Below are 12,650 nucleotides of genomic sequence, written 5' to 3' on the forward strand. Positions count from 1 at the left end.
TTCCGGCGTCAGGCCGAAGCCGGCGAGGAAGTCCACCTTGTCGCGCACGACCAGTTCCTGTGCGAGACGTTTCGCCACTTCCGGCACCGGGCCGGTGGTGTCCTTGACGATGATTTCCACTTTCTTGCCGGCGACCTTGTCACCGTGCTGCTTCATGTAAGCCTTGATGCCGCCTTCCATCTGCTTGCCGTAGTCGGCAAACGGGCCGGAGAAGGGGGCGATCAGGCCGACCTTGATGGTCTCTTCCGCCAGCGCGCCTGTCGAGCCCAGCGCCAGTGCACCGAGCGCGGCGAGGGATGCCACGATTCTTGTCAGCTTCATGTTTTGTCTCCTATGGTGTCCGGGAGGGCGCGTTCCCGTTTGCTTATCGACCTTCAGGTCGTGCAGCCGATCATAGCGTATAAAAAGTTCGATCAGCAGATAATCGTGCGGTAATCGAACGGTTTGTATGCTGCGATCTCACATGAAAAAAAGCCTGGCCGGGTACGGGGAACAGGCGCCATGCTCGATGAAGCGCGCGCCTATTCTATGCGTTCGTAAGGCAGCCCGACGTAGTTCTCCGCAATAGTCGTGCGTCCCGCCAGCGAGCCGGTGAAATAGTCGAGATCGGCAAGCTGCATGCGTTGCCCGAAAGGATTGTCGGACAGCTTGTGGAGCAGGGTCGTCATCCACCAGGAAAAGCGCTCGGCCTTCCAGATGCGGCGCAGGCAGATGTCCGAATACCGCTCGAGCAGGTCGCTGCGTCCGTCATGGTAAGCCTTGCGCAGCAGGTGATAGAGCGCATACACGTCGCTGGCGGCAAGGTTGAGTCCTTTTGCGCCGGTCGGTGGCACGATGTGCGCGGCATCGCCGACCAGGAACATGCGCCCGAATTTCATGGGCTCGGCAACGAAGCTGCGCAGAGGAGCGATGCTCTTCTCGATTGACGGGCCTGTCACGAGGCTGGCCGCCACGTCTTCCGGCACGCGCTTTCTCAACTCGTTCCAGAAACGTTCGTCGGACCAGTCCTCGACCTTGTCTTCGTGCGTAACCTGCACATAGTAGCGACTGAGGTTGTCGGAGCGCATGCTGCACAGTACGAAGCCACGGTCATGGTTGGCATAGATCAGCTCTGGCGTCACTGGCGGCGTATGCGACAGCACGCCGAGCCAGCCGAAGGGATAGACGCGCTCGAAATTTCGGATGGCGCCTTCCGGCACCGATTTGCGCGAGATGCCGTGGAAGCCATCGCAGCCGGCGATGCAGTCGCATTCCAGATCGATGGTTTCACCATCCTTGACGAAGCTGACGCGCGGCTTGTCGCCATAAAAATCATGCAGCTGCACGTCGTGCGCTTCATAAATGCTGAGCGCGCCGCTTTCCTTGCGCGCATGCATCAGGTCGCGCGTGACCTCGGTCTGACCGTACACCATCACCGTCTTGCCCTTGGTGAGCGATTTGAGGTCGATGCGCTCGCGCCGTCCGGCGAAGGCAATCGTGAAGCCTTCGTGGACATGGCCTTCACGATCCATGCGCGCGCCCGCACCCGCCTCGCGCAGGAGGTCCACCGCGCCTTGTTCCAGCACGCCCGCCCGGATGCGGCCGAGTATATAGTCCGGGCTCTTCGCTTCGAGAATGACGGTGTCGATTCCCTGCAGGTGAAGCAACTGGCCGAGCAACAATCCGGACGGACCGGCGCCAATGATCGCGACCTGTGTTTTCATTTTGTCTCCAGCATTCTTGTCATGCGTTTTCCACGGCGGCTCAGGTTTCCGGGCCGAGACCTACCGGCGGTGGTGCGATATTCGCGATGAGCGAAAACAGCTTCTGCATGTCCTTCTTGTAGTCCGTCCCGGCGAGCGGATTGTCGTTGGCGAGGAAGGCGGCATTGATCTCTTCCCAGTCGAAGGAATTGAGGTATTGCACCGCTGCAGGAAGCACGATGTCTTCCTCGAGGCGCATATGTCCATGGTAAAACTGGGAATAACGCTGCACCTGGTTACTGAAATCGCCGAATGCCAATGCGCCGTGCAGTTCGAACCGTGTCAGTGCATTCTGCAATTGCAGCACCAGGCGGTCGCCGAGCTTGTGTTCCGATTCCAGCGTGTCCAGCACATCATCGACCGCATTGCTGCGTTCCCGCAATCGGGCAAACAGGTAGTGGTCTTCCTTTGGATGATGCACGCGGTCGGGGTATTCGGTGATGTACAGCAGCATCGCTCGGAACACCTTCGACTCCGGCGCCTTTCCGCCCTCGGCGACAGTGCGAACGAAATACTCCATGCCGCGGATCATGGCGCTGAGCAGATCATGCTCTTCCTGGAGCACGCGGATCGCAGCTTGGGTGGGAGGCAGTCGCATGATGTTTTCCTTCCAGAAGATGGCCCTTGCGCGACGCGCTGGCCGGACATTCAGATATCAAAGAAAACCGTCTCGTCCTCGCCCTGTATGCGGATGTCGAAGCGATACACGACTTCATCGTTCAGCAGCTCTTCGCGCTGCGCGATGAGGGTCTTGCGGCGCACTTCCCATTCGATCAGATTGAGCACTGGATCCTTGGCATTTCGTTGCGCTTCATCGGAAAAATACATGCGCGTATTCAGTCCGATATTGATCCCGCGCGCTACGATCCAGAAGTTGATGTGCGGCGCCATTTCGCGTCCGTTGCGGCCGATGACGGGGCCCGGCTTGATGGTGTCGAAGCGGTACACACCCGTTTCGAAATCCGAGCAGGCCCGCCCCCAGCCACGGAAGTCCTCGTCGACTTCCTTAGGCTGCAGATCCGCCGGATGGTGATAGCGTCCCGCTGCATTGGCCTGCCAGATCTCCAGCAGCACATCGCGCAGCGGCGTGCCCGAACCATCGATCACACGGCCTTCAATCCGGATGCGTTCGCCTTTGGTTACGGGCCCGGTCAGCACATTTGTGAAATTCTTCTCGAAGATGTCGAAACCCGCCTGGTTCGGCGCGAGGCCGATGTGCACATACGGTCCGGCGGTTTGCGACGCGGTCTCTTTCAAGTGATCGAGTTGATTGAGCATCACTGGGCTCCCTGCAAATGGTTTTCGAACAGCGTGGCGCGCGAACCTCTCAGGACAATATCGAAACGGTAGGCCAGCGCGTCGAACTGGACGGCCGCGTGCCGGTCGAGCGGCGCGATCAGACCGCGTCTTGCTTCCTCGTTGCTGATCGACCTGAGGATGGGACAGGTGGCGATCAGCGGATCGCCTTCGAAATACATCTGCGTGATCAGCCGCTGCGCCCAGCCGGAACCGGACAGCGAGTAGTGAATATGCGAGGGACGCCAGTCGTTGACGCGATTGCGCCAGGGGTAGGGGCCGGGCTTGATCGTGCGGTAGAAGTAATAGCCGTTGTCGTCGGTGAGCGTGCGCCCGCAGCCGCCGAAGTTGGGATCGATGGGCGCGATATACTGATCCTTCTTGTGCCGGTAGCGACCGCCGGCATTCGCTTGCCACACTTCCACCAGCGCGTTGCAGACCGGGCGGCCGGCTTCGTCACGCACATAACCGTGCACGATGATGCGTTCGCCGATCGGCAGGCCGTCCTTCGCATAGTTGCGGACCAGGTCGTTGTCGAGCGGGCCGAGTTCATCCCGACGGAAGACCGGGCCGGTGATTTCGGACAGAGAGTTCTGCAGCGAGATCAATGCGTTCTTCGGCGAGCGCAGCACGCTGGTCTTGTAATCCGGTGTATAGGCCGGCGGATGCACGCTGCGGTCGCGCTGCAGGAACTCGGCGGGCCGTTCATTCGTTTTTTCCATTTCGTCTCCTCGTGGATTTTTTGGAAAGGGATGCAGACTAATTTAAGTCGTAAAAATATTCATGTAAATTGAATTTCCGAACCGTGCGTGATAACCTGTGGTTATGAATAATGACTTGTTCCAGAGCCGGATACGCCTGCGGCACTTGCATTGTTTCCTTGCGGTTGCACAGGAGCGCAATCTGCGCAAGGCGGCCGACAGGTTGCGTCTGAGCCAGCCGGCGGTTTCGAAAACGCTGGTTGAGCTGGAGGAAATCGTCGGCGCACGCTTGTTCGAAAGAAACCGTCTCGGCGCGCAGCTCACCCGTGAGGGCGAGACTTTTCTTTCCCGTGCCGTGCCCGCGGTAGAGGCGCTGGATGCCGTCGGCAATGCGCTGTCGGCGTTCAATGCGCCGACAAATGAATCGGTCGTCATCGGCGCGCTCCCGAGTGTCGCACCCGACCTGTTGCCGATCGTTCTGGAGGAATACTGGCGCGATCATCCGGATGTGCGCATCACGATCCAGACGGCGGCCAACGCCGCATTGCTGCAAATGCTCAAGGCCGGTGAAATGGATTGCGTGCTGGGACGCATGGCGGACCCGCAGATGATGGTCGGGCTCGTCTTTGAACTGCTCTACGTCGACCCGCTGATGCTCGTCGTGCGGTCCGGTCATCCGCTGGCAGGACGGACATTTCCGTCGCTGACGGAAGTGATGCGCTTTCCTTTCATAGTGCCCGTGAAAGGGACGATTCCCCGGCACAACGTCGAAAGCTTCCTGCAATCGCACGGTATGGACCTGCCGCGCAATTGCATCGAAACCATATCGGTATCCGTGGCGCGGGCGATCACCCTGCGCTCTGATGCCGTCTGGTTCATTTCGGCCGGCGCAATTCGCGATGAACTCGAAGGCCGCAAACTTGTTCAATTGAGTGTGCACACCGAAGGAACGGAGGAGCCGGTCGGATTGCTGCACAGAAGCGAAGGCGCACTGAGACCGGCGGTACGCGATTTCATGAAGCAGTTGCGGGCGGCCGGGCGTCGCCGTTCCGTGAAAGCCGCCTGATGCAGCATCAGGCTGTACACGCGATGCAATTGACGAAACGCTTGTTCCCCTTGGCATGACTATGGCACACTGCGCGCTGCACACGAAGTTGCCAATCAGGCTATAAAACCGGACCCCGGCCCGGATCTTGCCGCTCGCGGCTAAAATTGGGCGACTTCATCCAGGAGCATTCTTTTGAGCCTTACGAAAAACATGCCGTTCGAATGGCTGGTCGGCATGCGCTATACGCGCGCCGGCCGCCGCGGCGGCCGAAACAGTTTCATTTCCTTCATTTCGCTGATTTCCATGGCTGGCATCGCGCTCGGTGTTGCGGCGCTCATCGTCGTGCTTTCCGTGATGAACGGCTTCCAGAAGGAAGTGCGGGACCGCATGCTGTCAGTGCTGTCGCATATCGAAGTGTTCGATGCGTCAGGCAGCATGCCTGACTGGAAAGCCACCGCAAAGGAAGCCTTCCAGAACAAGGAAGTGAAGGGCGCAGCGCCCTACGTCGCGGCCCAGGCCATGCTGATTCGCGAGGACGTGGTGCGCGGCGTCGTGATCCGCGGAATTCTCCCGGAAGAAGAACCCAAGGTGTCCGACGTGGCTTCGCAGATCCGCGAAGGCAGTTTCACCAGCCTGGCGCCGGGGGAATTCAACATCATCCTCGGCAAGGAGCTGGCGCGCGGCTTGCGCGTCCATGTCGGTGACAAGGTGACGATGGTGGCGCCGCAAGGGCAGATCACGCCGGCCGGCGTATTGCCGCGCCTGAAGCAGTTCACGGTCGGCGCCATCTTCGAGGCCGGGCACAACGAGTACGATTCCGGACTTGCCTTCATTCACATCGATGATGCAATGCGCATGTTCAAGCTGGACGCGCCGACCGGCCTGCGCCTGCGCGTGGAGGACATGCAGCGCGCACCGGAAGTCGCGATGGAGCTGTCGCATGTCCTGAGCGGCAACCTGCTGATCCTCGACTGGTCGAAGCAGAATCGCACCTGGTTTGCCGCGGTGCAGACCGAGAAGCGCATGATGTTCATCATCCTGACTCTGATCATCGCGGTCGCCGCATTCAACCTCGTCTCGACGCTGGTCATGACGGTGACCGACAAGCAGGCCGATATCGCGATCCTGCGTACCCTGGGCGCATCGCCGGGATCGATCATGAAAATCTTCATCATCCAGGGCGCGCTGGTCGGCTTGTTCGGAACGGCAATTGGCGTAGGTCTGGGCGTGACCGTGGCGCTCAACATCGATGTGATCGTGCCCTTCATCGAACACCTTCTGGGCGTGCAATTCCTGTCCAAGGATATTTACCTGATTACCGCGCTGCCTTCGGATTTGCGATGGCCGGATGTATGGACGATCGGTGGCGTCGCGGTGGTGCTGGCTTTCTTCGCCACCTTGTATCCGAGCTGGCGTGCCGCCAACGTGCGGCCGGCAGAAGCCTTGCGTTACGAATAAAAAGGAGAACCCATGAAACTCGTCGGCTTGTTTGATTCCCTCTATGTGCGCCGCGTCGCCGTCACCCTGCGTTTGTACGGTTTCGAGTTCGAGCATGTGGCGCTTTCCGTTTTCCGTCATCAGGACGAGATGCGCAAGATCAACCCGCTGCTGAAAGTGCCGATGCTGATCCTCGACAGCGGCGAGAAGCTGATGGAAAGCAGCTTCATCCTCGATTACCTCGATGGTGAAGTCGCACCTGAAAAACGCTTGATGCCGTCGGCAGGCCCCGAACGCCGCAAGGTGCAACAGCAGTGCGCAACCGCCTTGCTCGCCGGTGAAAAGGCGGTGCAGATCGTCTACGAGACCACGCTGCGCCCGAAAGAATTCTGCTACACACCTTGGGTGACCCGTTGCACCGAGCAGATGCACACCGCATTCGGCATGCTGGAAGCGCTGCCGCTATCGCCCGCCTTGTCCGGTGCGCCTCTCACCCAGGCGGATGTGACCAGCGCGGTGGTCATGCGCTTTGCGCAGTTCGTGCTGCCGACCGAATTCCCGGCAGGCCGTTATCCGCAGCTGGAACGGTTGTCCGCCTATTGCGAAGCCTTGCCGGCATTCGCCCAGACTCCCTTGGAATGACGATGGACCAGATCGTATTGTCTTGCCGCGGCCTGGCGAAAACCTTCACCCAGGGAAAATACTCGGTCAATGTTCTCAAAGGCGTCGATTTCAGCGTTTCCAGAGGCGAGCGGGTTGCCATCGTCGGCGCATCCGGCTCCGGCAAGTCGACCCTGCTGCATCTGCTCGGCGGACTGGACGTGCCATCCGCCGGCAATGTAGTGCTGCTCGGGCAGGACTTCGCCAGTCTCAACGAAAAAGCGCGTGGAGAGTTGCGCAACAAGTCGCTCGGTTTTGTGTATCAGTTCCACCATTTGCTGCCGGAGTTTTCCGCGCTCGACAACGTTGCGATGCCGCTGATGATCCGCAGGCAAAGCCGCGATGACGCGCATGAGGCGGCGCAACAAGTCCTCGCGCGTGTCGGGCTCGCCAATCGGGTGACGCACGTACCGGGCGAACTGTCCGGCGGCGAGCGGCAGCGGGTAGCGCTGGCGCGCGCGCTGGTGACCCAGCCTGCCTGTGTTCTGGCCGACGAACCGACGGGCAATCTCGACCGCGCGACCGCACACAAGACCTTCGACCTGATGCTCGAGTTGTCGCGCACGCTCGGCACCGCATTCGTCATCGTCACCCACGATATCGAACTCGCGCGACATTGCGATCGCGTCTTGCGCCTGACCGAGGATGGCTTGCATCCCTATGTGGATTGACACGCATTGCCATCTCGATGCGAACGAGTTCGCGGGTGAGTCCGACGCGGTGGCTGCGCGCGCTGCGAGCCAGAATGTTGCGCAGATCGTGATCCCGGCGGTCGCTTGTAGCAACTTCGCGGCCGTGCGAGATCTGGCGCGGCAAAACGCCAATTGCACCTACGCGCTCGGCATTCATCCCATCTTCGTGCCGCAGGCGACTGAGAGCGACCTGGAAGCCGTGCGCGAGGCCGTCCGGCAAGCGATGGATGATGCACACTTCGTCGCCGTCGGCGAAATCGGCCTCGATTTCTTCCTGCCAGATCTGAGTTCCGGGCCGATGCGGGAAAAGCAGGAGTTTTTCTATAGCGAGCAGCTGAAAATCGCGCGCGACTTTGATCTTCCCGTGCTGCTGCATATTCGCCGCTCGCAAGACACCATCCTCAAGCATTTGCGCCGGATCACGGTTCCTGGCGGCATCGCGCATGCCTTCAACGGCAGTTTCCAGCAGGCCGAGACTTTCATCGGATTGGGCTTCAAGCTCGGCTTCGGCGGCGCGATGACTTTTCCGCGTGCATTGCAGATCCGGCGTCTTGCCACGGAGCTGCCGCAGGAAGCGCTGGTTCTGGAGACCGATGCGCCCGATATTCCTCCCGCCTGGATTCATCGCATGCGTAACAGCCCGGAGGAATTGCCGCGCATCGGACAAGTCCTCGCGGAGCTGCGCGGCATTGCCGCCGATTCGCTCGCGCAAATCACCTCCGACAATGCGCGCAGAGCGTTGCCGCGCCTCATCCATGTAGCCTAGCGAATGCGCAGCATCGTTATCGGTTTCGTCGCCGGCGCTGTCGTATTGCAGAATCAGGCTGCATTGCCGTCATCGACTCTACTGACGCTGCTGCTCGCGCTTGCCATATTGTCCGCATGGCGTTCGCGCAGCGTGCAGCGAAAAGCCGTACGCATCGCATTGCTCGCGAGTTGCGGTGCCGTTGCCGGCTTCGCCTGGGCGGGATTGTTCGCGCAGCACTATCTCGGGAACGCATTGCCCAGGGATTGGGAAGGGCGTGACATTACGGTGGTCGGAACGATCGACAGCCTTCCTTACCGCTTTGACCAAGATGTCCGATTCAATTTTGCGGTCGAACGCATCCTCGCTACGGATGGCGCAGCGCCGGTTGTGCCGCCGCGGCTTGCCTTGTCCTGGTATTCCGCGTTCCACGGTGAAGATCTGCAGGGCGTCGGCGACGTGCAGCCCGGCGAACGTTGGCAACTGACGGTTCGTCTGCGCCGACCGCACGGCAACGCCAATCCCGATGGTTTTGACTATGAAGTCTGGTTACTGGAGCAGAACCTGCGCGCGACCGGTTATGTGCGTCCAGATCGCGGTTCCCCTCTGAAGAACGAGCGGCTGGATGTCTTTGTCCCGAGCTTCGGCAATGCCGTCGAACGATGTCGTGCCTGGCTGCGCGACCGCATACTCGCCGCCTTGCCGGACAAGGAATATGCAGGTGTGATCGTGGCACTGGTCATCGGCGATCAACGCGCGATCAATCAGTCTGACTGGAAGGTGTTCAACCGCACGGGTATCGGACATCTGGTCTCGATCTCGGGGCTGCACATCACGATGATTGCCGGGCTGTTCGCTGCTGGCGCGTTCGCATTATGGCGCCGCTCCTTCTTCACGCAGATGCAGTTGCCGCTGATTCTGCCGGCGCAAAAGTTCGCTGCGCTGGTCGGCGCCGCAACCGCATTGCTGTATGTGCTGCTTGCCGGATTCGGCGTGCCCGCGCAGCGCACGCTCTACATGCTGTCCGTGGTGGCCGCTGCGCTCTGGCTCGGGCGCATCACCAGCGTCTCCCACGTGTTGTGCGCGGCACTGGGCATCGTTGTGCTGCTCGATCCCTGGGCAGTCCTGTGGCCGGGGTTCTGGTTATCCTTCGGCGCCGTGGCCATCATCCTGTACGCATCGACCGGACGCGGCTATGCACCGGCAAGCGGCCTGACGACGAAGGAAAAGCTGGTTGCGACGCTCGCGAGTGCGAGTCGCACGCAATACATCGTCACGCTGGGTCTGGTGCCTTTGACGCTGTTATTGTTCGGCCAGATTTCGCTGATCAGCCCGCTCGCCAACGCGATTGCAATTCCCTTGGTCAGCTTTTTCGTGACACCGCTCGCGCTCGTCGGCAGCGTATTGCCGGCGCCGCTGGCGAACTGGGTACTGGGCTTCGCGCATCTGCTGGTCGATTGGCTGGCACAAGCCCTGCAGTGGATGAGTGCGTTTCCCGCCGCTGTCTGGACCGCGCCGATTCCCCCATGGTGGACCTTCCTCGCAGCACTGATTGGTACCTTGTGGCTGCTCGCGCCTGTCGGCTGGCCTGCTCGCTGGCTGGGCATCGTGGGCCTGTTTCCGATCTTTCTGAACAAGGCTGCACATCCTTCCGAAGGCGAAATGTGGGTCACCGCTTTCGATGTCGGGCAGGGCATGGCACTGCTGGTGGAGACCTCGCACCGACGCTTGCTGTACGACACGGGGCCAGCGTATTCCCCGGAATCGGACGGTGGAAATCGTGTCATCTTGCCCTACCTGAAATCACGCGGCATTTCCAGCCTGGATATGATGATTGTCTCCCATGCCGACAACGATCATTCCGGCGGTGCCTTGTCGATTCTCGACGAGCTTGAGGTCGCATCGGTCTCGTCCTCGCTCCCGGCCGCGCACGCACTCGTCAACCGCGCGCGCGATCATCAACGCTGCGCGGCCGGGCAGTCGTGGAGCTGGGACAATGTTCGCTTCGACATGCTGCATCCGACCGCCGACAGTTACGAGATAGCGAAATTGAAGCCGAATGCGCGCAGCTGTACGCTGAAGATCACCATCGGCACGCAGGCGATCCTGCTGCCGGGGGATATCGAGGCAGGCCAGGAAGCGGAGCTGCTCGACAAGGATCGCGAGCAATTGCGCGCGTCGGTGCTGCTCGCACCGCATCATGGCAGCGGCACTTCCTCGACCGCGCGTTTCCTCAGGGCGGTGCAACCGGATATCGCGCTGTTCCAGGTCGGTTATCGTAACCGCTACCATCATCCGAAAGCCGAAGTCTTCGCGCGCTATGGCGAGATGGGGATCAAGCGTATACGCAGCGACGATTCCGGCGCGATTACGCTGCGCTTCGGGCCGGCGCTCGATGTCAGTGAATATCGCACTGCCCATGCACGCTATTGGTACGGACGCTAGGCGACCTGCTATTTCCGCTGAGCTGCGCGTGGGCTTTGCCGCAATCGAATTACAATGCAGGACAATTTTTGATTGCTCGACGTAGCAAGGATTGCAACGAACACAAGACAATGAGCCGACCAATCGTCCACTTTGCGCACGCAAACAGTTTTCCCGCGGGGACCTATCGCGTGTTTTTCGATCACCTGAAAAAGCATTACGACGTGCAGGCACTTGCCATGCATGCACACGATCCCGCTTACCCGGTAAGCAATGGCTGGGCGGCACTCGCGCAGGAGCTATGCGATACGCTGGCGGCGCGCTATGCCGAACCAGTCATACTCGCTGGACATTCGATGGGCGGCATGCTTTGCCTGATGGCCGCCAGGGCGAGGCCCGATCTGGTGCGCTGCGTGATTTTGCTGGACTCGCCGGTCGTTGCGGGCTGGCGCGCGTTCTTGCTGCGGGTAGCGAAGCGAATAGGTGTCGACAACAAATTCTCTCCCGCGCGGTTTTCGGAAAAGCGTCGCAACGTCTGGCCGGACGCGGAGGCTGCCTATGCGCACTTCGCATCCAAGCCGATGTTTGCCGTGTGGCCGCCGGAGGTCTTGCGCGACTATATCGAACATGGACTCGCGCCGCACCGGGATGGTGTCACCTTGCGTTTCAGGCGGGAGACCGAGACCGCCGTCTATCGCACGCTACCGCACGACTTGGGTTCCCTTGCGCATCACGGATTTCCGGTTCCGGTCGGCTTTATCGGGGGCGAGCATTCGGTCGAATGCCGCCAGGCCGGACTTGGCGCGACTCGGCGCCTGGTCGGCCGGCATTTCGCCCAGGTGCCCGGCGGTCACCTGTTTCCCATGGAATCGCCTGCAGTGGCCGCCAATGCCGTGCACGCGATGATCAAATCACTCATTCGTTCCTGAAATCACCATGCGCGATTTGTACCGTCAATACCTCGCCGGCTGCATTCTGCTCGCTGTCAGCCACTGGGCCGGCGCCGGCACGCTGAGCGGCCTGCTCGCCGATTATCAAACCGTTCGCGTCGAGGGCAGGAGCTCGCATATCATTGACATCGACAATGACAGCTTGTTGCTCAATCGGAAGGACGGGTTTTATACCAGCGGCATGCGCTACGCGTATACGAAGACGTTGGAAAGAGGGAGCGAGGCGACGACATTCGGCTGGAGAATCGGCCAGGAGTTGTACACCGCGTCGGACATCAAGTTGCCGCCCTCGCTGATCGGTCCGCCCAATCATCCCTATGCCGCTTGGTTGTACGGCGGCCTTTATCGGGAAGTCGCGGCCGCCGATGGCGGACATACCCGGATCGGCATCGACCTTGGTTGCCTCGGTCCGTGCGCGGGAGGTGACTGGACGCAGACGACACTCCATCGCATTTTGCATCAGCCGCTACCCCAGGCATGGAGCAAGCAGGTACGAAACGAGGCCGGGGTCGTCCTGTATGCGGATGTTGCGCCCATACGTTGGTCGCCTGCCTTACACATGGATGTGACTCCCAGCCTGAGTGGACGCTTCGGAAACATATTTACGGACGTTGGCGCCGGTCTTCTCGTTCGTGCCGGGCAATTGAGCAATTTGCCGACGAAGTCGGCGTTTTACGGTTTTTTGCGTACCGATGCGCGTGCGATTGCTTATAACGCGACATTGCAGGGCGGGTATTTTTCCAGCAACAATCCGCACACCGTGGACCCGAAACGTTTCGTCGGCGAAGCAGAAGCCGGTGTCGTCTGGAATCGCGGGCCATTCGGGGCGCGTATGTCCCTGGTCCGGCGCAGTAACGAAATCCGGGAATTGGCGAATTCGATCGGCGCCCAGAGCTACCTTCATCTACAATTTTCCTACACGCCGTGAGCGCGCGCTGTTTCAGAATGCGGGGCG

Annotated in this window: 13 protein-coding genes; 8 read left to right on the forward strand and 5 right to left on the reverse strand. The window is 60.4% G+C overall.

Translation table 11 applies throughout. The features are described from left to right. The 5 genes from VJ651_RS14835 to pcaH form a co-directional block, all read right to left on the reverse strand. Positions 1-321, reverse strand: a 321-nt coding sequence (locus VJ651_RS14835) for an ABC transporter substrate-binding protein (RefSeq protein ID WP_324108198.1), incomplete at its 3' end; no start/stop codon positions are given. Positions 322-521: 200 nt separating this feature from the next. Further along, on the reverse strand, positions 522-1,703 hold the full coding sequence (gene pobA, locus VJ651_RS14840; protein WP_324108199.1) for a 4-hydroxybenzoate 3-monooxygenase: 1,182 nt from the start codon (positions 1,701-1,703) through the stop codon (positions 522-524). A 40-nt stretch (positions 1,704-1,743) separates the two neighbouring features. Then, on the reverse strand, positions 1,744-2,340 hold the full coding sequence (locus VJ651_RS14845) for a hemerythrin domain-containing protein (protein ID WP_324108200.1): 597 nt from the start codon (positions 2,338-2,340) through the stop codon (positions 1,744-1,746). 50 nt (positions 2,341-2,390) lie between these two features. Beyond that, positions 2,391-3,020, reverse strand: coding sequence for a protocatechuate 3,4-dioxygenase subunit alpha (pcaG, locus tag VJ651_RS14850; RefSeq protein WP_324108201.1), 630 nt, complete (start codon positions 3,018-3,020; stop codon positions 2,391-2,393). Further along, entirely contained in the window at positions 3,020-3,760 is a 741-nt protein-coding gene (gene pcaH / locus VJ651_RS14855) for a protocatechuate 3,4-dioxygenase subunit beta (RefSeq protein WP_324108202.1), read from the reverse strand. The genes pcaG and pcaH overlap by 1 nt, the downstream gene beginning before the upstream one ends. A 103-nt stretch (positions 3,761-3,863) precedes the next feature. Here pcaH and pcaQ point away from each other — a divergent pair, with 103 nt between their 5' ends. From pcaQ to VJ651_RS14895, 8 genes are all read left to right on the forward strand, one after another. Next, positions 3,864-4,805, forward strand: a complete 942-nt coding sequence (pcaQ, locus tag VJ651_RS14860) for a pca operon transcription factor PcaQ (RefSeq protein ID WP_324108286.1) — start codon at positions 3,864-3,866, stop codon at positions 4,803-4,805. Between the two features lie 174 nt (positions 4,806-4,979). Further along, on the forward strand, positions 4,980-6,245 hold the full coding sequence (locus tag VJ651_RS14865; RefSeq protein WP_324108203.1) for a lipoprotein-releasing ABC transporter permease subunit: 1,266 nt from the start codon (positions 4,980-4,982) through the stop codon (positions 6,243-6,245). A 12-nt stretch (positions 6,246-6,257) separates the two neighbouring features. Then, on the forward strand, positions 6,258-6,866 hold the full coding sequence (locus VJ651_RS14870; protein WP_324108204.1) for a glutathione S-transferase: 609 nt from the start codon (positions 6,258-6,260) through the stop codon (positions 6,864-6,866). A 2-nt stretch (positions 6,867-6,868) separates the two neighbouring features. After that, complete coding sequence (gene lolD / locus VJ651_RS14875) at positions 6,869-7,555, forward strand: lipoprotein-releasing ABC transporter ATP-binding protein LolD (protein ID WP_324108205.1); 687 nt, start codon at positions 6,869-6,871, stop codon at positions 7,553-7,555. Next, a complete protein-coding gene (locus VJ651_RS14880) occupies positions 7,545-8,342 on the forward strand; it encodes a TatD family hydrolase (RefSeq protein ID WP_324108206.1) in 798 nt (265 codons plus the stop codon). Before lolD ends, VJ651_RS14880 begins: the two co-directional genes overlap by 11 nt. Before the next feature lie 3 nt (positions 8,343-8,345). Then, positions 8,346-10,766: a DNA internalization-related competence protein ComEC/Rec2 gene (locus tag VJ651_RS14885; protein ID WP_324108207.1), complete on the forward strand. Its 2,421-nt coding sequence runs from the start codon at positions 8,346-8,348 to the stop codon at positions 10,764-10,766. Between the two features lie 110 nt (positions 10,767-10,876). Beyond that, complete coding sequence (locus VJ651_RS14890) at positions 10,877-11,674, forward strand: alpha/beta hydrolase (RefSeq protein ID WP_324108208.1); 798 nt, start codon at positions 10,877-10,879, stop codon at positions 11,672-11,674. Positions 11,675-11,681: 7 nt separating this feature from the next. Further along, a complete protein-coding gene (locus VJ651_RS14895) occupies positions 11,682-12,623 on the forward strand; it encodes a lipid A deacylase LpxR family protein (protein WP_324108209.1) in 942 nt (313 codons plus the stop codon). The last annotated feature ends 27 nt before the right edge of the window (positions 12,624-12,650 follow it).

Origin of the sequence: Noviherbaspirillum sp. (assembly GCF_035254865.1) — a bacterium.
Lineage (GTDB): Bacteria > Pseudomonadota > Gammaproteobacteria > Burkholderiales > Burkholderiaceae_D > Noviherbaspirillum.

Coding starts and splice junctions, on each gene's coding strand:
- pcaG (WP_324108201.1), bottom strand. CDS start 3,020: ATGCTCAATCAACTCGATCACTTGAAAGAGACCGCGTCGCAAACCGCC.
- VJ651_RS14885 (WP_324108207.1), top strand. CDS start 8,346: ATGCGCAGCATCGTTATCGGTTTCGTCGCCGGCGCTGTCGTATTGCAG.
- VJ651_RS14870 (WP_324108204.1), top strand. CDS start 6,258: ATGAAACTCGTCGGCTTGTTTGATTCCCTCTATGTGCGCCGCGTCGCC.
- VJ651_RS14890 (WP_324108208.1), top strand. CDS start 10,877: ATGAGCCGACCAATCGTCCACTTTGCGCACGCAAACAGTTTTCCCGCG.
- pobA (WP_324108199.1), bottom strand. CDS start 1,703: ATGAAAACACAGGTCGCGATCATTGGCGCCGGTCCGTCCGGATTGTTG.
- VJ651_RS14845 (WP_324108200.1), bottom strand. CDS start 2,340: ATGCGACTGCCTCCCACCCAAGCTGCGATCCGCGTGCTCCAGGAAGAG.
- VJ651_RS14895 (WP_324108209.1), top strand. CDS start 11,682: ATGCGCGATTTGTACCGTCAATACCTCGCCGGCTGCATTCTGCTCGCT.
- VJ651_RS14880 (WP_324108206.1), top strand. CDS start 7,545: ATGTGGATTGACACGCATTGCCATCTCGATGCGAACGAGTTCGCGGGT.
- pcaH (WP_324108202.1), bottom strand. CDS start 3,760: ATGGAAAAAACGAATGAACGGCCCGCCGAGTTCCTGCAGCGCGACCGC.
- lolD (WP_324108205.1), top strand. CDS start 6,869: ATGGACCAGATCGTATTGTCTTGCCGCGGCCTGGCGAAAACCTTCACC.
- pcaQ (WP_324108286.1), top strand. CDS start 3,864: ATGAATAATGACTTGTTCCAGAGCCGGATACGCCTGCGGCACTTGCAT.